The sequence below is a fragment of the Enterobacter sp. DC4 genome (genome assembly GCF_000568095.1).
GTDB lineage: Bacteria > Pseudomonadota > Gammaproteobacteria > Enterobacterales > Enterobacteriaceae > Enterobacter > Enterobacter pseudoroggenkampii.
Window position 1 is genome coordinate 172,481 of the sequence record NZ_AZUB01000004.1, and the last position, 23,400, is coordinate 195,880.

Annotated in this window: 15 protein-coding genes; 6 read left to right on the forward strand and 9 right to left on the reverse strand. The window is 55.5% G+C overall.

The genetic code is table 11. The annotated features are described in order from the left end of the window. Positions 1–148: 148 nt before the first annotated feature. From P349_RS11245 to P349_RS11225, 5 genes are all read right to left on the reverse strand, one after another. The gene (locus P349_RS11245; RefSeq protein ID WP_032646853.1) at positions 149–1,792 is read right to left on the reverse strand and encodes a multidrug ABC transporter permease/ATP-binding protein; all 1,644 of its coding nucleotides are present in this window, start codon (positions 1,790–1,792) and stop codon (positions 149–151) included. Between the two features lie 69 nt (positions 1,793–1,861). After that, positions 1,862–2,518 (reverse strand): DNA oxidative demethylase AlkB, encoded by a 657-nt coding sequence (gene alkB, locus P349_RS11240; RefSeq protein ID WP_032646588.1) that lies wholly within the window; start codon positions 2,516–2,518, stop codon positions 1,862–1,864. Beyond that, the gene (gene ada, locus P349_RS11235; RefSeq protein WP_032646589.1) at positions 2,518–3,576 is read right to left on the reverse strand and encodes a bifunctional DNA-binding transcriptional regulator/O6-methylguanine-DNA methyltransferase Ada; all 1,059 of its coding nucleotides are present in this window, start codon (positions 3,574–3,576) and stop codon (positions 2,518–2,520) included. The genes alkB and ada overlap by 1 nt, the downstream gene beginning before the upstream one ends. Positions 3,577–3,648: 72 nt before the next feature. Next, the gene (gene apbE / locus P349_RS11230; RefSeq protein ID WP_032646590.1) at positions 3,649–4,704 is read right to left on the reverse strand and encodes an FAD:protein FMN transferase ApbE; all 1,056 of its coding nucleotides are present in this window, start codon (positions 4,702–4,704) and stop codon (positions 3,649–3,651) included. Positions 4,705–4,818: 114 nt separating this feature from the next. Then, the gene (locus P349_RS11225; RefSeq protein ID WP_032646591.1) at positions 4,819–5,931 is read right to left on the reverse strand and encodes a porin OmpC; all 1,113 of its coding nucleotides are present in this window, start codon (positions 5,929–5,931) and stop codon (positions 4,819–4,821) included. Positions 5,932–6,673: 742 nt separating this feature from the next. On the opposite strand from P349_RS11225, the gene rcsD reads away from it, so the two are divergent. After that, complete coding sequence (gene rcsD / locus P349_RS11220) at positions 6,674–9,346, forward strand: phosphotransferase RcsD (RefSeq protein WP_032646592.1); 2,673 nt, start codon at positions 6,674–6,676, stop codon at positions 9,344–9,346. Positions 9,347–9,362: 16 nt separating this feature from the next. Next, on the forward strand, positions 9,363–10,013 hold the full coding sequence (gene rcsB, locus P349_RS11215; RefSeq protein ID WP_003859405.1) for a response regulator transcription factor RcsB: 651 nt from the start codon (positions 9,363–9,365) through the stop codon (positions 10,011–10,013). Positions 10,014–10,124: 111 nt separating this feature from the next. Here the strand turns inward: rcsB and rcsC are convergent, their stop codons facing one another. Then, positions 10,125–12,971 (reverse strand): two-component system sensor histidine kinase RcsC, encoded by a 2,847-nt coding sequence (rcsC, locus tag P349_RS11210; RefSeq protein WP_032646593.1) that lies wholly within the window; start codon positions 12,969–12,971, stop codon positions 10,125–10,127. Positions 12,972–13,106: 135 nt separating this feature from the next. Beyond that, entirely contained in the window at positions 13,107–15,743 is a 2,637-nt protein-coding gene (gyrA, locus tag P349_RS11205; RefSeq protein WP_024908202.1) for a DNA topoisomerase (ATP-hydrolyzing) subunit A, read from the reverse strand. 146 nt (positions 15,744–15,889) lie between these two features. On the opposite strand from gyrA, the gene ubiG reads away from it, so the two are divergent. The 4 genes from ubiG to yfaE all read left to right on the forward strand — a co-directional run bounded on the left by ubiG (position 15,890) and on the right by yfaE (position 20,736). Next, entirely contained in the window at positions 15,890–16,618 is a 729-nt protein-coding gene (ubiG, locus tag P349_RS11200; RefSeq protein ID WP_032646594.1) for a bifunctional 2-polyprenyl-6-hydroxyphenol methylase/3-demethylubiquinol 3-O-methyltransferase UbiG, read from the forward strand. 347 nt (positions 16,619–16,965) lie between these two features. After that, positions 16,966–19,251, forward strand: coding sequence for a class 1a ribonucleoside-diphosphate reductase subunit alpha (gene nrdA, locus P349_RS11195; protein ID WP_032646595.1), 2,286 nt, complete (start codon positions 16,966–16,968; stop codon positions 19,249–19,251). Between the two features lie 100 nt (positions 19,252–19,351). Then, positions 19,352–20,482: a class Ia ribonucleoside-diphosphate reductase subunit beta gene (gene nrdB / locus P349_RS11190; RefSeq protein WP_023312514.1), complete on the forward strand. Its 1,131-nt coding sequence runs from the start codon at positions 19,352–19,354 to the stop codon at positions 20,480–20,482. After that, positions 20,482–20,736, forward strand: coding sequence for a class I ribonucleotide reductase maintenance protein YfaE (yfaE, locus tag P349_RS11185; RefSeq protein ID WP_023325749.1), 255 nt, complete (start codon positions 20,482–20,484; stop codon positions 20,734–20,736). The genes nrdB and yfaE overlap by 1 nt, the downstream gene beginning before the upstream one ends. 104 nt (positions 20,737–20,840) lie before the next feature. On the opposite strand, the gene glpQ is transcribed toward yfaE, so the two are convergent. Continuing rightward, positions 20,841–21,899 carry a glycerophosphodiester phosphodiesterase gene (glpQ, locus tag P349_RS11180; RefSeq protein ID WP_032646596.1) on the reverse strand — a complete coding sequence of 353 codons (1,059 nt, stop codon included), beginning with the start codon at positions 21,897–21,899 and terminating at the stop codon, positions 20,841–20,843. Positions 21,900–21,910: 11 nt separating this feature from the next. Continuing rightward, on the reverse strand, positions 21,911–23,263 hold the full coding sequence (gene glpT / locus P349_RS11175; RefSeq protein WP_032646597.1) for a glycerol-3-phosphate transporter: 1,353 nt from the start codon (positions 23,261–23,263) through the stop codon (positions 21,911–21,913). Positions 23,264–23,400: the final 137 nt, after the last annotated feature.

The window sequence follows — 23,400 nt, forward strand, 5'->3', positions numbered from 1 at the left end:
CAATCATAAATCCATTAAATGAGTTGGGGTTAAGCATAGCGCGGGGATATGTAAATAAGAATAAACAACGGGGCGGGATGGAGAAAAAAGCGGCATTACGGCCACGATCTATCCCCTCTCCCTGTGGGAGAGGGTTAGGGTGAAGGCATCAGGCCGTGCGCGCCACCGCGTCACGCGAGGCTGCATCGCGCTCTTCACCGGTCAGCTCGCTCAGCCTGCCGTCGCGCATCTCCAGCAGACGGTCAGCGTGAATAAAGTAGTGATCATCGTGGCTGATGGCGAAAATGGTTTTGCCCATCTCCTGCATCAGCGGCAGCAGCACCTGATAAAACTCGCGGCGGAAGTGCGGGTCCTGATCCGCCGCCCACTCATCCAGCAGAATGATGTCACGCTCTTCCGCCAGCGCCAGCAGCAGCGCCACGCGCTTTTTCTGCCCTTTGGAAAGCTTCAGATTGAGGATCTTCCCGTCCTGTAGCTCCAGCTTGTGCGACATCTGCAGCTGCGCCAGCCATTTTTCCACCAGCGCAGGATTGGCCTGCTGCCCTTCCGGACCCAGCAGCCGATCGAACAGCCAGACGTCGGTGAACACCGCCGAGAAAAGCTTGCGGTAATCCTCGGGTTTCTCCGCGCTCAGCGCTCTGCCATCCAGTAAAATCTCGCCCGACTGCGGCTGATAAAGCCCGGTAAGCAGCATCGCCAGCGTCGATTTACCGCTGCCGTTGCCGCCGATCAGGAACAGCAGCTCGCCGCGGCGGATCGTCAGGTTGACTGGCCCCACGGAGAAGGCGCTGTCCTGATAGCGGAACGTGACGTTACGCAGCTCCAGCGTCTGCCAGTTCGGGAAGGCCTGCGGGCGCGGAAATTCGGCCTTAAACGGCGCGAGATCGAATTTTTTGAGCTTATTAAAGGCCACCTGCGCACTCAGTAAGGTGGGCAACGCGCCGACCGCCGAGAGCAGTGGCGTGCGCAAAAACAGCAGCGTCAGCGAGTAGGTTGCCGCGACGTTGGTGTCCGCCCAGCCCAGGCTGTTCGCCATCCAGAATACCAGGCCAATGGCGCCCAGCATCATGATGTTTGACCAGTTCACCGCACTCAGGTGGAAGGTATCGGCGCGAATAATATGATGACGATATTCGCGTGCGTCCGGGATATAGAGATGGTTAAAGATATACTCGGCGCGCTCGCGGTTCAGGGTGAGCTCTTTACGCCCTTCCAGTACCGTCTGGTAATCGTTATAGAGCTTATCTTCGGTTTCGCGCAGCACCGCCATATGTTTGTAGACGCGCGACACCAGCACAAAGCCGCCCCAGATGGTAATGGTAATCCACAGCGCGGTCACCGCCAGCATTTTGCTGGAGAGCCAGGCGAGATAGGCCGCCGATCCAAAGGTCAGAATGATCCCCTGCACCAGCTCCGGCAGACGAACGAACGCGATGGTAATGGCGCGCACGTCGCTGGTCAGCCCCGCCAGCAGGGAAGCGCTGCCGAGCTGCTCAACGCGCTCTATCTGAGTGTCCAGGATCCGCTTGATAAACTCACTGCGCAAACGGAAAACGAAATGGTGCCCGAGCGCGGTCAGCGCAAGCTGGGAACCGAGCGTAACCGCCATCAACAGGAGCAGCAGACCGAGAAACTCCGGCAATACGGAGAGCGAGGTGTCGACCATTTCAATCAACCGCACGTTAATAAACGCGATCAGGCCAATACCCAGCGCGGCGCTGGCAAGGCTTAATGCCATTACGGCAATGAAGGGCCAGCGATACTGACGCCAGACAAGGAGAAGTAGTTGCATGCAGGCAATCCGGACAATAAAAATCAGCCAGCAGTGTAAACTGCCAGGCGCGTACATCAAGAATAATTCTTATTTTTGTTTACGCATCCCCGCCTGACGGAAGGTCAGGTTATAACGGTACTCGCCCGTGAGGGGATGGATCCCGGGTTTCAGCGGCTGAATGCCGTGATAATAAAGCCGAGATTCCCTGCCCCACACCACCACATCGCCATGTTCCAGCATGATGCGTTTGAGCGGATCGTTGCGGCGTAATCCCCCAAACTGAAAGACGGCGGGCAGGCCTAACGATACCGAGACGATAGGCGCGCGCAGATCGGGTTCATCCTTGTCCTGATGCAGCGAGAGCTTCGCGCCAACGGCGTAGCGGTTGATCAGGCAGGCATCAGGGCGAAAGTCAGGATAATCCGCCGCCACGGCAGCCTCGTGGCAGAGAGCCTGAAAAACGGCAGGCATCGGGGGCCACGGCTGGCCGGTCGTGGGGTCGTGCGGGGCATACAGATAGCCCCGCTCGTTCGTCGCCCAGCCCAGTTCCCCGCAGTTGGCCATGGCCACCGACATGGTGTAGCCGCCCGGCGTCACCATATGGCGAAACGGCGAAACCGCCGTCACCTCGTCGATACCGGCAAGCAGCGCCGCCGCACGGGAGAGTGCAAAGCGGCGCAGGATCACCGCCCCCGGCGCAAGCGGCTCCTGCCAGGGTTCAGCATCCGCAAAAAGATCGAGCATTATCCCTCCTGGCGTTTCGCCTCACGTTTCAGTAATAGCGCTTTTCGCGCCGTCCCCCAGCAGTAGCCCGACAGCGCACCGTCGTTACGAACCACGCGATGACAGGGGATCACAATCGCCAGCGTGTTTGCCGCACAGGCGCCTGCTACGGCGCGTACCGCACTGGGTTGGCCAATTGCCTGTGCCACCTGCTGGTAACTTGCCGTTTCGCCGCAGGGAATAGTGCGAAGGGCCTGCCAGACGCGCTGCTGGAACGCGGTTCCGCGAATATCCAGCGGCAGTGCAAGCGGTACATCGCGGTTATCAATACTGGCAATCACCTGGTGGATCCGCTGCACAAAGGCGTCGTCCAGCGGCGCGTGCGTAGCTTTTGGAAATTGCGTGGCAAGCTCTGCGGTTACTTCCGCATCGGTGTCACCCAGCAGAATCGCGCAGATCCCCCGCTCGCTTTCGGCGACCAGACAGCGTCCTAACGAACAGTCATCGATGGCATACCGCACGGCCACCTCTCCTTTACGGTACTGCTTCGCCGTCATGCCCAGCGCATCGTTGGCTTTACGATAATAGCTGCTGCTGTCAGGAAACCCCGCCGCCAGCACGGCGTCGGTAATTTTGTCTCCCTGTGCAAGCGCGGTGCGCAGGCGCTGGCCCCGTGCCGCCTGCTGCCAGGCTTTTGGCGTCATGCCAGTCACGGCTTTAAACATACGGTGAAAATGGAAAGGACTCATGGCAACCTTCTGCGCCAGCCCCTCCAGGGTTAGCGCAGGATCCTGCTCCAGAAGACGGCAGGCCTGTTCCACTTTCGCCAGCTTCTGCGCCTGCGGATCGCGTTTGTCCGGCATGCAGCGCTTGCACGGACGAAAGCCTGCCTGTACGGCATGATGGGCATCAGGATAAAAGCGGACATTTTTACGCAGCGCATGGCGGGCACGGCATGACGGGCGGCAGAAAATACCCGTGGTCTGCACGGCGAAGACAAACTGATCGTCAGCGATCGGATCGCGGGCCAGCACGGCCTGCCAGCGATCCTCATCGGTAATAAAGGTTGAGTTTCTCATTATCGGCTCCTCTTACAAGCATACATAGAGCGTGCCTGAGCGCCACTGATAAAAAACCTGCAACCTTGCTTTTTAATTTTTGTCGCTGACCAGGAAACTGTTGAACTGCGGCGAGCTCCAGGTTTTGAACCCGTCGCCCTCTTTGGTGATCATATAAACCGCCAGCCCTTCCTGACGAACCACCTCTTTGGCTTTTTCCGGGCCGAGAACCATTAATCCGGTATCCCAGGCATCCGCTTCCAGCGCGGTGGGGGCAATGACCGTCACCGAGACCAGGTTATGCGTGATGGGGCGCCCGGTCTGCGGATCGATAACGTGCGAAATACGCTTCCCCTCAAGCTCGTAATAGTTACGGTAGCTGCCGGAGGTACTGATGCCATGTCCGTTGATATCCACTATCGCCTGCACGGCATTTTGCCGATCGGTCGGCTTTTGAATCGCTACGCGCCACGGCTTATCGCTGGCGTTCATACCCCGGCTGACCAGCGCGCCGCCCACGGAGACCAGATAACGTGAAATCCCTTCCTGAGCCATCAGCGCAGCAAGATGATCCGCCGCATAGCCTTCCCCGACCGTCGACAGATCGACAAACAGATCGGGGATATCTTTTTGCAGGTACTGTTGCCCGTACTGATTGATCACCGTCAGATGCTGCAGCCCTGTCCTGGCGCGGGCGTCATCAATGGCCGCCTGTTCGGGCGTTTTCACCGGCTGTTTATTCGGGCCAAATCCCCAGAGGTTTACCAGCGGTCCGACGGTCACATCCATCGCGCCGTTGGTTTTATAACCCACGCGCATCGCCTCGGTCACGATATCGGCCATCGCCTCGCTCACTGGCCACAGGGAGGTGCTGGTTGAGAGGTTAAAGCGCATCAGCGCGGAGTCATTTTTATAGGTCGACAGCAGCTGATCGTCGGCGTCCAGCTGCGACTGGATTTTGCCGCGAAGTTCATCCGTGCGTGTTTTATCGAGGTTCATCACGCTGACGCGCCAGAAGGTCCCCATCGTTTTGCCTTCGAGCACCGTCGCAGCGGGTGCGTCGGTTTTCGCCACGGGTGTGGGATCGTTACACGCGGTCAGGAAAAAAAGCATAGCCAGAAAGCTGGCGCGTAAAAAAGTCATGTCCATTCATTATTATCCTCATGCCAGGGCGGCAAGAGTACACCAAAACGGGTGAGTTGTGAGAATCAGAGAGGCACAAAAAAGGGGCCATCAGGCCCCTTACGTCACACGATGACGCGATTAGAACTGGTAAACCAGGCCCAGCGCGACGATATCGTCAGTACCGATACCCGCCTGACGGGTGAAGTCATTTTCATCAACCAGGTTGATTTTGTAATCCACATAGGTGGACATGTTTTTGTTGAAGTAGTAAGTCGCACCCACATCAACATATTTCAGCAGATCCTGATCGCCGTAACCTTCGATGTCTTTGCCTTTAGACTGCAGGTAAGCCACGGATGGACGCAGACCGAAGTCGAACTGGTACTGAGCAACCACTTCGAAGTTCTGCGCTTTGTTAGCGAAGCCGTAAGCGGTAGTCGGGCTGCTGCCGTTAGAGGTACCGAAACGGGTTGCGTTATAGGTCTGAGAGTACTGCGCAGCCAGATAGATGTTGTTGGCATCGTATTTCAGGCCACCAGAATAGACTTCTGCGTGATCGCCATTACCGTATACGCCAGCTGCATTCTGGTCGGCGGTACGTTTGGAGGAGGACATCGCACCACCCACGCTGAAGCCTTCGCCCAGGTTATAGGTCACGGATGCACCGTAGCCGTCGCCGTTCTGTTTCAGCAGGCTGCGTCCACCGACGTTTTCACCGCTTACGCTGCCGTTTTTACCCTGATACTGCAGAGCAAAGTTCAGGCCGTCCACCAGACCAAAGAAATCCTGGTTACGGTAGGTCGCGACGCCGTTAGCACGAGACTGCAGGAAGTTGTCAGCGCCGTAGGTATCGCCGCCAAATTCTGGCAGAACGTCAGTCCAGGAGGTTACGTCGTAGATCACACCGTAGTTACGACCGTAATCGAAAGAACCCGCCTCAGCGAATTTCAGACCCGCGAACGCCACACGCGTCCAGGCATCATTTTCGCTTTCGGAGGTGTTGCCCTGGATCTGGTATTCCCACTGGCCGTAACCGGTCAGCTGATCGTTAACCTGAGTTTCGCCTTTGAAGCCAAGACGCATGTAGGTCTTGTCGCCGTCGTTACCCTTGTCGTCAGAGAAATAGTGCAGACCATCAACTTTACCGTACAGATCTAATTTGTTGCCATCTTTGTTATAAATTTCGGCCGCATTTGCTGCGCCTGCCACCAGGAGTGCTGGTACCAGGAGGGACAGTACTTTAACTTTCATTTTATTAACCCTCTGTTATATGCCTTATAATTGCCACTGCTTACTGGTTAACCCTCATTAACCAGTCGGCAATTTCATTCTCCGCAAAATCACAGAATAATCCAATGCGAATATGATACGAAAACTTTGAAGATGTTTCATTTATCGATGAACATGTTTCAAAATGTAAATATCAAGGAACTTTTACAAAGCACAAATAGCTTAGAAATTTAGCATTTATAATCAAAAGAAAAATAACACACATAAAAATCAACAAGTTATAATAAAAATCGTTACAGCACTGAATGACAAAACAAGATCGAACCTAATCTCTAAAATATCTCTCGCTATCATCATTAACTTTATTTATTACCGTCATTCAGTTTTGAATGTCTGTTTATCCCTAATTGAGCCGGATGCTTCGCATTCGGTTTTTTTTTACCTTTCTTTACGTAACTTCTCATTTTTTGTGCTACCGCACCGAAACTGTAACGACTATTAACTAAATCTTCACCGCTATCCTTCGCTGGCGAAATATTGATGTAAAACTTAATTTCTTGTTAATTCGTGCTATTTGCTGGCTAAGCGCACTTATTATTTGTACGCGCACGGCGTGTTTGTACATGTTTAGTGCGTCACCTGCCGCCCATATTGTCCGTTGAAAAAGTCGCCTTTTCCCGGGCAGTGGCGCTGGAAATTCAGTTATTACCCTTTATACTGCCCTATCGCCACAGAGCATGACCATGACGGGTTAAAGATATCAATGAGTCAGACTGAAACTACCGCCCCGAGCAAATTTTCCCTCCTTCCCGGGAGCATCACCCGTTTCTTTCTTCTTTTGATCGTTGTGCTGTTAGTGACCATGGGGGTGATGGTACAAAGCGCGGTTAACGCCTGGCTGAAGGATAAGAGCTATCAGGTCGTCGATATCACCCATGCCGTGCATAAGCGCATCGATACCTGGCGCTACGCCACCTGGCAGATTTACGACAATATCGCGGCCGCCCCGGCCTCCTCGTCCGGAGATGGACTTCAGGAGACACGGCTTAAGCAGGATGTCTACTATCTCGAAAAACCGCAGCGTAAGACCGAGGCGCTTATTTTTGGCTCTCACGACAGCGCGACGCTTGAGATGACGCAGCGTATTTCGACCTATCTGGATACTCTCTGGGGTGCCGAAACGGTGCCATGGTCGATGTACTATCTGAACGGTCAGGACAACAGCATGATCCTGATCTCAACGCTGCCGTTAAAAGATCTCTCTTCCGGATTTAAAGAGACCACCGTGGGCAGCATCGTCGATTCCCGCCGGGCAGAGATGCTGCAGCAGGCGAATGCCCTCGATGAACGTGAGAGCTTCTCTTCCCTGCGTCGTCTGGCCTGGCAAAACGGTCATTATTTTACCCTGCGCACCACGTTCAACCAGCCAGGACACCTGGCGACGGTGGTGGCCTTCGATTTACCGATTAATGATTTAATCCCGCCGGACATGCCGCTCGACAGCTTCCGTCTGGAGCCCGACAGCAGCACCCAGAACATGCGGGCGGCGTCTGACAAAGAGGCCGCAGAGAGCGTATCGATCTCCTTTAACGGCTCGAAAATCGAAATTGCCTCATCATTGAATTCAACCGGTATGCGTCTGGTGTGGCAGGTGCCGTTTGGCACGCTGTTGCTCGATACCCTGCAAAATATCCTGCTGCCTCTGCTGTTAAATATCGGTCTGCTGGCGCTGGCGCTGTTTGGCTACAGCACCTTCCGTTTCCAGTCGGGTCGTCAGAGCGACGCCTCTGCGGTTCCGGCCGGCACCAGCAATGAGCTGCGCGTATTGCGTGCATTGAATGAAGAGATTGTTTCCGTGCTGCCACTTGGGGTCTTAGTTCACGACCAGGAGGCGAATCGTACGGTGATGAGCAACAAAATTGCCGACCATCTGCTACCGCATCTTAACCTGCAGAACATCACCACCATGGCGGATCAGCATCAGGGAGTGATTCAGGCCACCATCAACAATGAACTGTACGAAATCCGTCAGTTCCGCAGCCAGGTGGCTCCCCGCACGCAAATCTTCATTATTCGCGACCAGGATCGCGAAGTGCTGGTCAATAAAAAGCTCAAGCAGGCACAAAGACTGTATGAGAAAAACCAGCAGGGGCGCGCCGCATTCATGCAGAACATTGGCGATGCCTTCAAGCAGCCGTTAAAAACGCTGGCGACCCAGGCGGCGGCGTTAAACACCGCTGAAAGCCACCAGCTTGCCTGCCAGGCCGATTCACTGGTCAGAATGGTTGATGAGATCCAGCTGGCGAACATGCTGGAGAATGATTTCTGGAAGGGTACGCCAACCCTCTTCTCCATTCAGGAACTGATCGATGAAGTGGTGCCGGAAGTGCTGCCCGTCATTAAGCGCAAAGGGTTGCAGCTGCTGATCAATAACAATCTCCCTGCGAATGACGAACGCCACGGCGATCGTGAAGCGCTGCGGCGTATTCTGCTGATGATTATTCAGTACGCCGTGACCACCACGCAGATTGGCAAGATCACCCTCGAAGTTGGCACTGAGGAGTCAGCAGAAGACCGCCTGACGTTCCGCATCCTGGACACCGGGGAAGGCGTCACCACGAGTGAAATTGATAATCTGCACTTCCCGTTCCTGAATGACACGCAAAGCGATCGCTACGGCAAGGCCAATGCCCTGACCTTCTGGCTGTGCGATCAGCTGGCGCGTAAGCTCGGCGGCCATCTGAATATCAAAGCCCGTGAATCCCTCGGCACCCGTTATTCTCTGCACGTGAAAATGGCGGCCAATCCGCAGGAAGAAGATGAAGAACGTCTGCTGGATGATGTCGTGGTGATGGTCGATGTGACCTCGAACGAGATCCGCAATATTATCGTTCGCCAGTTAGAAAACTGGGGTGCGGCCTGCATCACGCCGGATGAAAGACTTGCAAGTCAAGAATTTGATCTGTTTTTAACTGATAATCCGTCTAATCTTACTGCCTCCGGCTTGCTTTTAAGCGATGATGAGTCAGGCGTGCGGAAAATCGGCCCTGGCCAGCTGCGCGTCAACTTTAATATAAGCAATGCGATGCAGGAAGCTGTACTACAACTAATAGAAGAGCAGCTGGCGCAGGAAGAGATAGCGGAATCCCCGTTAGGCGGCAATGAAAATGCCGAGCTTCACGCCAGCGGATACTATTCACTCTTTGTTGATACAGTACCAGATGATGTTAAGCGGTTGTATACTGAGTCCGCTGCGAATGATTTTGCAGCGCTGGCACAGACAGCACACCGGCTTAAAGGGGTGTTTGCCATGCTTAATCTGGTTCCCGGCAAGCAGTTATGTGAAACGCTGGAACATCTAATTCGTGAGAAAGATGCCTCTGGCATTGAAAAATACATCAGCGACATTGACGCCTACGTCAAAAGCTTGCTGTAGCAAGGTAGCCTTATACATGAACAATATGAACGTAATTATTGCCGATGACCATCCGATTGTACTGTTCGGTATTCGCAAATCACTTGAACAGATCGAGTGGGTGAATGTAGTCGGTGAATTTGAAGACTCTACAGCACTGATCAATAACCTCCCAAAGCTTGATGCACACGTGCTCATTACCGATCTCTCCATGCCTGGAGACAAGTACGGTGATGGGATCACGCTCATCAAATATATTAAACGTCACTTCCCGGATATCTCGATCATTGTTCTGACCATGAACAACAACCCGGCGATCCTGAGCGCGGTACTGGATCTGGACATCGAAGGGATTGTGCTGAAACAGGGCGCACCGACCGATCTGCCAAAAGCGCTTGCTGCGCTGCAGAAAGGCAAGAAGTTCACGCCTGAGAGCGTCTCTCGTCTGCTGGAAAAAATCAGCGCGGGTGGCTACGGTGACAAACGCCTGTCGCCGAAGGAGAGTGAAGTTCTGCGCCTGTTCGCTGAAGGTTTCCTGGTGACCGAGATTGCCAAGAAGCTGAACCGCAGCATTAAAACCATCAGCAGCCAGAAGAAATCAGCGATGATGAAGCTTGGCGTGGACAACGATATTGCACTGCTGAACTATCTCTCCTCCGTTACGCTGAGCGCAACGGACAAGGATTGATCTCCGCTGTAAATGCCGGGTGGCGCTCGCGCTTACCCGGCCTACAGAACCCGTAGGCCCGCGCAAGCGCAGCGCCGCCGGGCAAATAAAAAAGGCCCTTGCGGGCCTTTTTTATATTCTCGTTTTTCTCACGCGGTCCGCGTAAATCGACAATGTCTGTTTCAGCACGTCCAGCGTCACCGGTTTCGACAGACAGCTGTCCATGCCTGACTCCAGACAGCGCTGCTTCTCTTCCGCCAGCGCGTTCGCCGTTACGCCCACCACCGGCAGCGTCAGGCCAAGCTGTCGGATGCGCTGCGTCAGACGGTAGCCGTCCATGTTTGGCATGTTGACGTCGCTCAGCACGATATCAATATGATTCTTACTCAGCACGTTCAGCGCATCCACGCCGTCATTGGCGGTTTTACACTGGTAGCCCAGCGATCCAAGCTGGTCAGCCAGCAGGCGGCGGTTAATCGGATGGTCATCCACCACCAGAATCATCATATCGTCATTCACTGACGCCAGAGACTCGGGTGACGGCAATCCGCCCGCGCCATCGCGCTCTTCCAGCTCCACTTTGTAGATGCGCGCCAGCAGGCTCAACAGCTCGTGCGGGGTTGCGACACTGTGTACCCATTCACCAGGCGCGCGCTCGGCAGGAATGCCGATGTGGCGACGACAGAAGAGCACCGACCCTCTTCCCTGCCACGGCTGATCCGGCATCTCGTCGGCGATCAGCACATCGTCCACGTCCGGCATTTGACCTTCATAGCGACACACCCTCACGCCGCTGTGGGTAAGCAGCGCCGTCAGGTAGTCATTCAGTGAGGCGTTATGCACCGCCAGCCAGCAGCGCTTATCGCTCAGCCCGTCTACCGTAGATTTTGCCGGATACTGCGCCGAATAGAGCGGAATGCGGATGGTGAACTGGCTGCCCATGCCGGGCTCGGTATCCACCGAGATATCACCGTCCATCATGCTGACGAGCTTCTCACAAATCGCCAGCCCCAGTCCGGTTCCCTGGAAGTTACGCTGCACGCCGGTACCGACCTGGAAGAACGGATCGAACAGACGAACCACTTCCTTCGCCGGGATGCCGACGCCCGTGTCGCGCACGCGAATGCTCAGGTAATCCCCCGCCCGGCAGACGTGCAGCACAATACAGCCGGTATCGGTGAATTTAATGGCGTTGCTGAGCAGGTTAGAGATGACCTGCTGCAGGCGCATCGGATCGCCGTGCAGCGTCAGCGGAACGTCCGGCTCAATAAAGCAGTAGAGCCCCAGCTGTTTACGCACCACCAGCGGGAGATAGTTGGCGCTGATATGGTTCATCACCTCGCGCGGCGAAAACTCGCGCGGCTCAATTTTCAGCTGCTCGGACTCGATTTTAGAGAAGTCGAGAATATCGCTGATGATTTTCAGCAGCAGGCTGGAGGAGTTGTTCATCGCCGTCACCAGCCTGTCGACCCCTTTCGGCAGCTCTTTCGTCTGCAGCAGGTCGAGGTTACCGATGATCCCGTACAGCGGCGTTCGCAGCTCGTGGCTGACGGTGGCAAGGAACATGGATTTCGACTGGCTGGCCTGCTCTGCCGCCTGCGCCATCTCCTGCAACGACTCTTCCATTTTCACGCGCGCGGAGACATCCACCAGCACGCAAATCGCCACGTTTTCATTGCGATAGCGGGAATGGACAAAGCTAATCTGCAGGTTGGTGTGCGTGCTGGTCAACACGTCGACAAAGTTAACCTGCTGACCGCATATAATTTGCGTCAGCCTCTGCCGGTCCTCATGCGTCAGCATATTCAGGTAGTTATGTGCCAGTTCGTTACTCAGGATGTTGGTACCGTCCTGGGTACGCAGAATACAGATCCCCACCGGCGCCGAAGCGACAATCTTCCGGTTAAACTGCTCGTGTTCCTCCAGCCGCTGGGCGTCGCTCTCGGCGGGAATAAAGATTTTCCGCTCATACATGCGCGCCAGGGTGAACAGCGCCCCACCCGCGATCAGGTTCAGCAGAATGGCATTCATGATGAGAATGCGTATCCGCTCAAGCACCATGTCCACCGGCAGCGAATAGACGATACTCAGCGAGGAAGGCGGCAGGCTCTTCTTCAGCACCAGTTCGCGGAAACCCGAGGTATAGCCAAACCACGACCGCTCCTGCATCCAGTGGGGTTCGACGTTTAACCGGTTATCCGGTCCGGCAAGCGAGATCAGCTGATGACCGTTTTCATCCAGAATGGTCACCCCCATGGGCAGGCTGCCCGGGGTAAAGAAGTTTTCCATGCGAATGGTCTGCTCAATCCCCAGCAGCGCCTGCAGACGATTGCCGAGATACACCGGCGTCAGAGCGTAGAAATAGCCCACGCCCGGACGCGGGCCCTGGCTCACCCAGAAGATGTTATTGCCGCGCTCGTCCTGCGGCGCATTGCGATATTTCACAATACGTTCATGCAGGCTTTTCAGCGCATCGTCACGCTCAACGGGCACGTCGCGCAGGCCAAAGTCAGCCATGCAGAGATTCTCGCTGCCAATCAGGAAGACGCGGTTCAGGTCATAGGCGGCGGAGAAATTGTCGCGCCAGTAGCGCATAAACCAGGCGAGGGATTCCAGCGACCCGCGCCAGGAATTGCTCATGGTGGAGCAATCGGAGTCCGGGAACAGCGGCTGGAAGTCCGGAACTTCGGTTTTGTCATCACGCCCGCGAAGCGCAAGGATGCCGTTTTCCGCCGTCAGACGATTTTCGGCAATATACTTCAGCTCCTTCATCACGTCAGACGTTCGCTGAATGTAGCGCTGGGCCTGGTCGGAGCTTAAGTTAAACTCCTGGCGGATCTCCGCTTCTTTCTGGTGCAGCGCGTTAACGATGTAAAACACCGAGAACAGGGCCACAAGCAGCCAAAGCAAGAGCGCCAGCGCCCGAAACAGATAGCGAGAGACTTTCAGCGTAGTACGAAAGGAGACGAGGTATTTCAAGGGGGCGAGGCTCCGCCGTCGGGGTCAAAAGAATGTGGTTAAGGTAGCGGTAAACGCGCCAGGTCGCAACGTTGACTTATCTGCTTGTGCAAAAGAAAAGGGCCGGAATCCGGCCCTTTTTTGCATCAGAAGACATTACTCGTCAGCGTCATCCGCTGCGTCATCGTCAGTGTCGACTTCCGGCGCGATATCATCATCGCCTTCCGCAACGCTACCGTCGATGGAATCGAGCTCTTCATCATCCACCGGCTCAGCAACGCGCTGCAGACCCACCACGTTCTCATCTTCCGCTGTACGGATGAGGATTACGCCCTGGGTATTACGCCCTACCACGCTGATCTCAGACACGCGGGTACGCACCAGCGTACCGGCATCGGTGATCATCATGATCTGGTCCGCATCGTCCACCTGCACCGCGCCCACAACGGAACCGTTGCGCTCGGTAACTTTGATAGAGATAACGCCCTGCGTGCCGCGAGACTTGGTTGGGTATTCCCCTTCCGCCGTACGTTTACCGTAACCATTCTGCGTGACGGTCAGGATAGCCCCTTCACCGCGCGGAATAATCAGAGAAACCACGCTGTCTTCGCCAGCCAGCTTGATACCACGAACGCCCGTCGCGGTACGACCCATCGCACGGACGGCGTTCTCTTTAAAGCGCACCACTTTACCGGCCGCAGAGAACAGCATCACTTCATCAGAACCGGAGGTCAGATCCACACCGATCAGCTCGTCGCCTTCGTTCAGGTTCACGGCGATAATACCGGCAGAACGCGGACGGCTGAACTCGGTCAGCGCGGTTTTCTTCACGGTACCGCTGGCGGTCGCCATAAAGACGTTCACGCCCTCTTCGTACTCGCGTACCGGCAGGATGGCGGTGATACGTTCGTCCGCTTCCAGCGGCAGCAGGTTAACGATTGGACGACCACGTGCGCCACGGCTCGCTTCCGGCAGCTGATAGACTTTCATCCAGTACAGACGACCACGGCTGGAGAAGCAGAGGATCGTGTCATGGGTGTTAGCCACCAGCAGGCGGTCAATAAAGTCTTCTTCTTTAATACGTGCCGCAGACTTGCCTTTACCGCCACGACGTTGTGCTTCGTAGTCGGTCAGCGGCTGATACTTCACATAGCCCTGGTGAGACAGGGTGACCACCACGTCTTCGCGGTTGATCAGATCTTCAATGTTGATATCAGAGCTGTTCGCGGTGATTTCGGTGCGGCGCTCGTCGCCGAACTGATCGCGGACCAGTTCCAGCTCTTCACGGATCACTTCCATCAGACGCTCTGCGCTGCCCAGAATGTGCAGCAGCTCAGCAATCTGTTCCAGCAGCTCTTTGTATTCGTCGAGCAGTTTTTCATGCTCAAGGCCGGTCAGTTTCTGCAGACGCAGATCCAGAATCGCCTGGGCCTGCTGTTCAGTCAGGTAATACTGACCGTCACGCACGCCGAATTCAGGTTCCAGCCACTCAGGACGCGCTGCGTCATCGCCCGCACGTTCCAGCATCGCGGCGACGTTACCCAGATCCCACGGACGGGAAATCAGGGCAGCTTTCGCTTCCGCCGGGGTTGGCGCACGACGGATCAGTTCGATGATCGGATCGATGTTGGCCAGCGCAACCGCCAGCGCTTCAAGGATGTGCGCACGGTCGCGCGCTTTGCGCAGTTCGAAGATGGTACGGCGGGTCACCACTTCACGGCGGTGACGCACGAACGCGCTCAGGATCTCTTTCAGGTTCATGATCTTCGGCTGACCATGGTGCAGTGCAACCATGTTGATACCGAAGGAGACCTGAAGCTGAGTCTGGGAGTACAGGTTGTTCAGCACAACCTCACCAACCGCGTCGCGTTTAATCTCAATCACGATGCGCATACCGTCTTTGTCAGACTCGTCACGCAGCGCGCTGATGCCTTCAACGCGTTTTTCTTTTACCAGCTCGGCGATTTTTTCAATCAGACGCGCTTTGTTCACCTGATACGGGATCTCGTGAACAATGATGGTTTCACGGCCGGTTTTAGCGTCCGCTTCCACTTCGGCGCGGGCACGGATGTAAATCTTGCCGCGACCGGTGCGGTACGCTTCTTCAATACCACGACGACCGTTGATGATCGCCGCCGTCGGGAAGTCCGGGCCCGGGATGTGTTCCATCAGCCCTTCAATGCTGATGTCTTCATCGTCGATATAGGCCAGGCAGCCGTTGATCACCTCGGTGATATTGTGCGGCGGAATGTTGGTTGCCATACCGACCGCGATACCGGACGAACCGTTAACCAACAGGTTCGGGATCTTGGTGGGCATCACATCTGGGATGCGCTCGGTGCCGTCGTAGTTATCGACGAAATCAACGGTCTCTTTTTCCAGGTCGGCCATCAGCTCATGAGCGATTTTCGACATACGGATTTCCGTATAACGCATCGCCGCAGCGGAGTCGCCGTCGACTGAACCAAAGTTACCCTGGCCATCTACCAGCATGTAGCGCAAGGAGAATGGCTGCGCCATACGAACGATGGTGTCATAAACGGCGGTATCACCATGCGGGTGATATTTACCGATGACGTCACCGACGACGCGGGCAGATTTTTTATAGGCTTTATTCCAGTCATTGCCCAATACGTTCATGGCGTATAGTACGCGACGGTGTACCGGCTTAAGGCCATCGCGGACGTCCGGCAGCGCACGGCCAACAATGACCGACATCGCATAGTCCAGATAGGAGCTCTTCAGCTCTTCCTCGATGTTAACCGGTGTAATTTCTCTCGCAAGGTCGCTCATCTAACCGCTATCCCTCTACTGTATCCCGGATTCAAAGGTCGCAAATTATAACACAGCCGAGGTGATTGAGGTAAACCTATACGCTTTATTCACGGGGATTGCCTGATATACTCATTCGTCTTGCTAAATAAGGAGTAAAAGCGCCCATGAATGCCGAAAAATCCCCGGTGGTTCACAACGTTGACCACGAAGAGATTGCCAAATTTGAAGCGGTGGCGTCCCGCTGGTGGGATCTCGAAGGTGAGTTCAAACCGCTGCACCGTATTAACCCGCTGCGTCTGGGCTATATCGCGGAGCGTTCCGGTGGTCTGTTCGGTAAGAAAGTGCTCGACGTCGGCTGCGGCGGCGGCATCCTGGCTGAGAGCATGGCGCGCGAAGGGGCGAATGTTACGGGCCTGGATATGGGCTTTGAACCGCTGCAGGTGGCCCGTCTTCATGCGCTGGAGTCCGGTATACAGGTGGAATACGTGCAGGAAACCGTAGAAGAGCACGCGGCAAAACACGCCCATCAGTACGATGTGGTGACCTGCATGGAGATGCTGGAGCACGTTCCCGATCCGCAGTCGGTGGTGCACGCCTGTGCAAAACTGGTAAAACCGGGCGGCCAGGTCTTCTTCTCAACCCTCAACCGCAACGGTAAAGCCTGGCTGATGGCCGTCGTCGGCGCGGAGTATGTTCTGCGCATGGTGCCGAAAGGGACCCACGACGTGAAGAAATTCATTAAGCCTGCAGAGCTGTTAAGCTGGGTTGATCAGACGTGGCTCAAAGAGCAGCACATCATCGGCCTGCACTACAATCCGCTGACCAATAAATTCAAACTCGCACCGGGCGTTGATGTTAACTATATGTTGCACACAACCGCCAAAAACGACTAACGTCATTCGTTATTCTTATAAAGATTGCGCGACATCATGTTGCGCAATTCTGACCTCTCGTTGAAGAAATCAGCACTCGATCAAATTTTGAATTTTTTTTCTTAATTATTGACATGTCTTCCAGGCCTTACGGTACGAGGACTTAGCCTTTTTTACCCTTTCACAACCTCAATTTAACGTCAAAATCAACCCTTGTGCTGAAAAGAATCGATACTAGAATACTCACCATATAGCGTTTTTCTTATCGCAAACCCCCTATATGTAGTATTTATCCACAGAGTTAGTCACAAGACGGATCTGTGGATAAGCGGGGGATATTTTTTATTTCACGGACAGGTAAAACCCACATGAATCAGAGTCTGCTGGTGACAAAGCGCGACGGTACTACCGAGCGTATCAATCTGGACAAAATCCATCGAGTTCTCGACTGGGCAGCAGAAGGACTGAACAACGTATCTATCTCCCAGGTTGAACTGCGTTCTCATATTCAGTTCTACGACGGCATCAAAACGTCTGATATCCACGAAACCATCATCAAAGCGGCGGCAGACCTCATCTCCCGCGAAGCACCGGATTATCAGTACCTCGCTGCACGTCTGGCGATTTTCCACCTGCGTAAAAAAGCCTACGGCCAGTTTGAGCCGCCGAAGCTTTACGATCACGTGGTGAAAATGGTTGAGCTGGGCAAATACGACACGCATCTGCTGGAAGACTATACGGAAGAAGAGTTCGAGCAGATGAACGGGTTTATCGATCACTGGCGCGATATGAACTTCTCCTACGCGGCGGTGAAGCAGCTCGAAGGCAAATACCTGGTCCAGAATCGTGTAACCGGTGAGATCTACGAAAGCGCCCAGTTCCTCTACATTCTGGTGGCCGCCTGCCTGTTCTCTAACTACCCGCGTGATACCCGTCTGGATTACGTGAAGCGTTTCTACGATGCGGTATCGACGTTCAAAATTTCTCTGCCGACGCCAATCATGTCTGGCGTGCGCACCCCTACCCGTCAGTTCAGCTCCTGCGTCCTGATCGAGTGTGGTGACAGCCTGGATTCCATCAACGCCACCTCCAGCGCCATTGTGAAATACGTTTCCCAGCGTGCAGGTATCGGCATCAACGCCGGCCGCATCCGTGCGCTGGGCAGCCCGATTCGCGGCGGTGAAGCGTTCCACACCGGCTGTATCCCGTTCTATAAGCACTTCCAGACGGCAGTAAAATCCTGCTCTCAGGGCGGCGTGCGCGGCGGTGCTGCGACCCTGTTCTACCCAATGTGGCACCTGGAAGTGGAAAGCCTGCTGGTCCTGAAAAACAACCGTGGTGTCGAAGGCAACCGCGTGCGTCACATGGACTACGGCGTGCAGATCAACAAGCTGATGTACACCCGTCTGCTGAAAGGTGAAGACATCACCCTGTTCAGCCCGTCCGACGTTCCAGGCCTGTATGACGCATTCTTTGCCGATCAAGACGAGTTTGAGCGTCTGTACACCAAATACGAAAAAGACGACAGCATCCGCAAGCAGCGCGTGAAGGCGGTAGACCTGTTCTCCCTGATGATGCAGGAACGTGCCTCTACCGGCCGTATCTACATCCAGAACGTTGACCACTGCAACACCCACAGCCCGTTTGACCCGGTTGTTGCACCAGTGCGCCAGTCTAACCTGTGCCTGGAGATCGCCCTGCCGACCAAACCGCTGGAAGACGTGAACGACGAAAACGGCGAAATCGCGCTGTGTACGCTGTCCGCGTTCAACCTGGGCGCGATTAAGAGCCTGGACGAGCTGGAAGAGCTGGCCGTGCTGGCGGTTCGTGCCCTCGACGCCCTGCTGGACTACCAGGATTACCCAATCCCGGCCGCTAAACGCGGTGCAATGGGCCGCCGTACCCTGGGTATCGGCGTGATCAACTTCGCCTACTGGCTGGCGAAAAACGGCAAGCGTTACTCCGACGGCAGCGCTAATAACCTGACGCACCAGACGTTCGAAGCCATTCAGTACTACCTGATGAAAGCCTCTAACGAGCTGGCGAAAGAGCAAGGCGCGTGCCCGTGGTTCAACGAAACCACCTACGCGAAAGGCATTCTGCCGATCGACACCTACAAAAAAGACCTGGATGCGATCGTCAGCGAGCCGCTGCATCTCGACTGGGAAGGGCTGCGCGAGTCCATCAAGACTCACGGACTGCGTAACTCAACGCTTTCTGCCCTGATGCCGTCCGAGACCTCTTCGCAGATCTCTAACGCCACCAACGGTATCGAACCGCCGCGCGGCCACGTCAGCATCAAAGCGTCGAAAGACGGCGTGCTGCGTCAGGTCGTACCGGACTACGAAACGCTGGGCAACAACTACGAACTGCTGTGGGAAATGCCAAACAACGACGGCTACCTGCAGCTGGTGGGTATCATGCAGAAGTTTATCGACCAGTCGATCTCTGCCAATACCAACTATGACCCGACGCGCTTCCCGTCAGGCAAGGTTCCGATGCAGCAACTGCTGAAAGACCTGCTCACCGCCTACAAGTTTGGCGTGAAAACGCTGTACTATCACAACACCCGTGACGGTGCGGAAGACGCGCAGGACGACCTGGTTCCATCAATTCAGGACGATGGCTGCGAAAGCGGCGCATGTAAGATCTAAGCACTTCGCCGGGTGGCGCTTCGCTTACCCGGCCTACGGTTTTGTAGGCCCGGCAAACGCAGTGCCGCCGGGCAATAAAATCTCAACAGGACTCACCGCAATGGCATATACCACCTTTTCACAGACGAAAAACGACCAGCTCAAAGAGCCGATGTTCTTCGGCCAGCCGGTCAACGTGGCACGCTACGATCAGCAAAAATATGACATCTTCGAAAAGCTGATTGAAAAGCAACTCTCCTTCTTCTGGCGCCCGGAAGAAGTGGATGTCTCCCGCGACCGTATTGACTACCAGTCGCTGCCGGATCACGAAAAGCATATCTTCATCAGCAACCTGAAGTACCAGACGCTGCTGGACTCTATTCAGGGCCGTAGCCCGAACGTGGCGCTGCTGCCGCTGATCTCCATTCCAGAGCTGGAAACCTGGGTGGAAACCTGGGCGTTCTCCGAGACGATCCACTCCCGCTCTTACACCCACATCATCCGCAACATCGTGAACGATCCGGCGGTGGTGTTTGACGATATCGTCACCAACGAGCAGATCCAGAAGCGCGCGGAAGGCATTGCCCATTACTACGACGAGCTGATCGAGATGACCAGCTACTGGCATCTGCTGGGCGAAGGCACCCACAACGTGAACGGTAAAACCATCACCGTAAACCTGCGTGCGCTGAAAAAGCAGCTGTACCTGTGCCTGATGAGCGTCAACGCGCTGGAAGCGATCCGCTTCTACGTGAGCTTCGCCTGCTCCTTCGCCTTTGCCGAGCGCAAGCTGATGGAAGGCAACGCCAAGATTATCCGTCTGATTGCCCGCGATGAAGCCCTGCACCTCACCGGTACCCAGCACATGCTGAACCTGCTGCGCAGCGGTACGGACGATCCGGAGATGGCGGAAATCGCCGAAGAGTGCAAGCAGGAGTGCTACGACCTGTTCGTACTGGCGGCTCAGCAGGAGAAAGAGTGGGCAGATTACCTGTTCCGCGACGGCTCCATGATTGGCCTGAACAAAGACATCCTGTGCCAGTACGTTGAGTACATCACCAACATCCGCATGCAGGCTGTCGGTCTCGACCTGCCGTTCCAGACGCGCTCTAACCCAATCCCGTGGATCAACACCTGGCTGGTGTCCGATAACGTGCAGGTTGCGCCGCAGGAAGTGGAAGTGAGCTCTTATCTGGTCGGTCAGATTGATTCTGAAGTCAATACCGACGACCTGAGCAACTTCCAGCTCTGATGCCACGCGTCACGTTAAGTCTTTCCGGCACTGAGGTACTGTGTCGGGAGGAGCACCCTTCTCTGCTGGTGGCGCTTGAGGCGCATCAGGTAGAAGTAGAGTACCAGTGTCGTTCCGGCTACTGCGGCTCCTGCCGCTGCCGTCTGGTCGCAGGCCAGGTAGACTGGCTGACCGAGCCGCTGGCCTTTATCAACGAAGGGGAAATTTTGCCCTGCTGCTGCCGGGCAAAAGGCGATATCGAAATTGAGATGTGATTGCCCTTATTCCCTCTCCCTGTGGGAGAGGGTTAGGGTGAGGGCATCAGGCCGCAGAGCCTGATTGTCGGGTGGCGGCTTTCGCCTTACCCGACCTACAAAACCTACTTCCGGTGAATGAATTCAACCGCTTTATCCGGGAAATCCGTAAACAGTCCGTCCACGCCTGCCTGGTTATACAACACCTCATAAAGCTGATTCACATTCGTGGCATACGGCGGCAGCTGGTCTGCACGCACCGTATACGGATGCACTTGCATCTTGCTGGCGTGCGCCTCTTTCACCATCGCCGTCAGCTTCACGTGGCCCGGCGCTGAGCCCTCCGCCACCAGCATGTGATAATCCGGCCCGATGCCGTCGGCGTACTGCGCAATCTGCTTCATCGCCCCCGGCTTAAACATCCAGTCGTAGTTGTAGTTAACCCACTTCCCGTCCGGCTGTTTCTCCTGAGTTTCATTCCAGTCAGTGTAGGCAATCAGCTGCACCAGGTTGAGGTTCATGCCCATCTTCGGCTCCAGCTCGGTTTTGATGCGCTTCAGTTCGGCGGCATCAAAACACTGCAGGTAGACTTTGTCCTTCTTGCTGGTGTAGCCGTACTGTTTCAGCACCTCCAGCGTCTTCGCGGCAATGTCTTTCCCTTCCTGATGATGGAACCACGGCGCTTTGATCTCCGGGTAGATACCGATGTTTTTACCGGTTGAGTGGTTCAGCCCCTGCACAAACTCAATCTCTTCCTGGAAGGTATGAATGCGGAAGTCAGATTTGCCCATCGGGAAACGTCCCGGATAGACCTGCACCTTCTTGCCGTTTTCAATCTCGAAGCCTTCGGTAAACTTCAGGGAACGGATCTCCGCCAGGGTGAAATCAATGGCGTAGTAGCGGCCATCTTTTCGCGCGCGGTCCGGGAAACGCTCCGCCACGTCCGTCACACGGTCCAGATAGTGGTCATGCAGGACCACCAACTGGTCGTCCTTCGTCATCACCAGATCCTGTTCGAGGTAATCCGCGCCCTGCGCATAGGCCATGGCTTTCGCCGGCAGCGTATGCTCCGGCAGATAGCCACTCGCGCCACGGTGGGCAATAACGATTTTATCCGCCGCCAGGGCGGAGCCTGTCATCAGGCCCGCCAGCAGCAGGCCTGTCGCTAACTGAGTTAATTTCATCGTAAAGCTCCTTATTGACGACGTGCCAGCACTTCCGCGTGGTGACGTTTCTCACCGATCATCACAACAATCAGCAGCAGTACCGCCAGCACGCTACCGCCGATCATCACCATAAAGCCGCCGTCCCAGCCGAAGAAGTCAACGGTGTAGCCCACAATGGCGCTCGCCGCGACCGAACCGCCGAGGTAACCGAACAGACCGGTAAAGCCTGCCGCCGTGCCCGCCGCTTTTTTCGGCGCCAGCTCCAGCGCATGCAGGCCGATCAGCATTACCGGACCGTAAATCAGGAAGCCGATGACGATCATACAGGCCATATCCACACCTGGATTGCCCGGCGGGTTAAGCCAGTAAACAACCGTCGCGATGGTCACCAGGGTCATAAAGAACACGCCCGTCGCACCGCGGTTACCCTTAAACACCTTGTCCGACATCCAGCCGCAAAGCAGCGTGCCTGGGATCCCGGCGTATTCATACAGGAAGTACGCCCAGGAGGATTTATCCAGCGCGAAGTGCTTCACCTCTTTCAGGTAGGTTGGCGACCAGTCGAGGATGCCGTAGCGCAGCAGGTAAACGAACACGTTCGCCACCGCGATGTACCACAGCAGCTTGTTCGGCAGGACGTACTTCATGAAGATCTGTTTTGCGGTCAGCTCCTCTTCGTGCTCCTTGCTGTAATCATCCGGATAGTCGTTTTTGTACTCTTCAATCGGCGGCAGGCCGCAGGACTGCGGCGTATCACGCATCAGCGCGAAAGCGAAAATCGCCACCACGATGGCGCCAAAGGCAGGCATATACAGCGCAGCGTGCCAGTCGTTGAACCAGGCCATCCCCAGCAGGAACAGCAGCGGCGGAATACCGCCACCCACGTTATGGGCACAGTTCCACACCGACACGATGCCGCCGCGCTCCTTCTGCGACCACCAGTGCACCATGGTGCGTCCGCACGGCGGCCACCCCATCCCCTGGAACCAGCCGCAGAGGAACAGCAGCACGAACATGATGGCAATGCTGGAGGTTGCCCACGGCACAAAGCCCATGAACAGCATCACCGCGGCCGCCAGGATCAGACCGGCGGGCAGGAACACGCGCGGATTCGAGCGATCCGACACGGAGCCCATGATGAATTTGGAAAAACCGTAGGCGATGGAGATCCCCGACAGCGCGAACCCCAGATCGCCGCGGGAAAAGCCCTGCTCCACCAGATACGGCATGGCGAGCGCGAAGTTTTTACGTACAAGGTAGTACGCCGCGTACCCGAAGAAGATCCCCAGGAAGATTTGCCAACGCAGACGGCGATAGAGCGGATCTATTTCTGCCTCTGGCAGACGCGCCCTGTGGGGCGCAGGTTTGAAGATACTGAGCATAACAGCCTCCGTGGCCTTGAAATGAATGAGCAGGTGGCTCGCACCTGAATTCCAGAGGCGGGGATGTTAAGAAATCACGGTGATTGTTACTGTGAATCAACGCACAGATTGTTACAGAAATATGACAGAATGCGCAA

Bases quoted from the DNA above. Each gene is read 5' to 3' on its own strand.
- P349_RS11245 (WP_032646853.1), bottom strand. From the start codon at position 1,792: ATGCAACTACTTCTCCTTGTCTGGCGTCAGTATCGCTGGCCCTTCATT.
- alkB (WP_032646588.1), bottom strand. From the start codon at position 2,518: ATGCTCGATCTTTTTGCGGATGCTGAACCCTGGCAGGAGCCGCTTGCG.
- ada (WP_032646589.1), bottom strand. From the start codon at position 3,576: ATGAGAAACTCAACCTTTATTACCGATGAGGATCGCTGGCAGGCCGTG.
- apbE (WP_032646590.1), bottom strand. From the start codon at position 4,704: ATGGACATGACTTTTTTACGCGCCAGCTTTCTGGCTATGCTTTTTTTC.
- P349_RS11225 (WP_032646591.1), bottom strand. From the start codon at position 5,931: ATGAAAGTTAAAGTACTGTCCCTCCTGGTACCAGCACTCCTGGTGGCA.
- rcsD (WP_032646592.1), top strand. From the start codon at position 6,674: ATGAGTCAGACTGAAACTACCGCCCCGAGCAAATTTTCCCTCCTTCCC.
- rcsB (WP_003859405.1), top strand. From the start codon at position 9,363: ATGAACAATATGAACGTAATTATTGCCGATGACCATCCGATTGTACTG.
- gyrA (WP_024908202.1), bottom strand. From the start codon at position 15,743: ATGAGCGACCTTGCGAGAGAAATTACACCGGTTAACATCGAGGAAGAG.
- ubiG (WP_032646594.1), top strand. From the start codon at position 15,890: ATGAATGCCGAAAAATCCCCGGTGGTTCACAACGTTGACCACGAAGAG.
- nrdA (WP_032646595.1), top strand. From the start codon at position 16,966: ATGAATCAGAGTCTGCTGGTGACAAAGCGCGACGGTACTACCGAGCGT.
- nrdB (WP_023312514.1), top strand. From the start codon at position 19,352: ATGGCATATACCACCTTTTCACAGACGAAAAACGACCAGCTCAAAGAG.
- yfaE (WP_023325749.1), top strand. From the start codon at position 20,482: ATGCCACGCGTCACGTTAAGTCTTTCCGGCACTGAGGTACTGTGTCGG.
- glpQ (WP_032646596.1), bottom strand. From the start codon at position 21,899: ATGAAATTAACTCAGTTAGCGACAGGCCTGCTGCTGGCGGGCCTGATG.
- glpT (WP_032646597.1), bottom strand. From the start codon at position 23,263: ATGCTCAGTATCTTCAAACCTGCGCCCCACAGGGCGCGTCTGCCAGAG.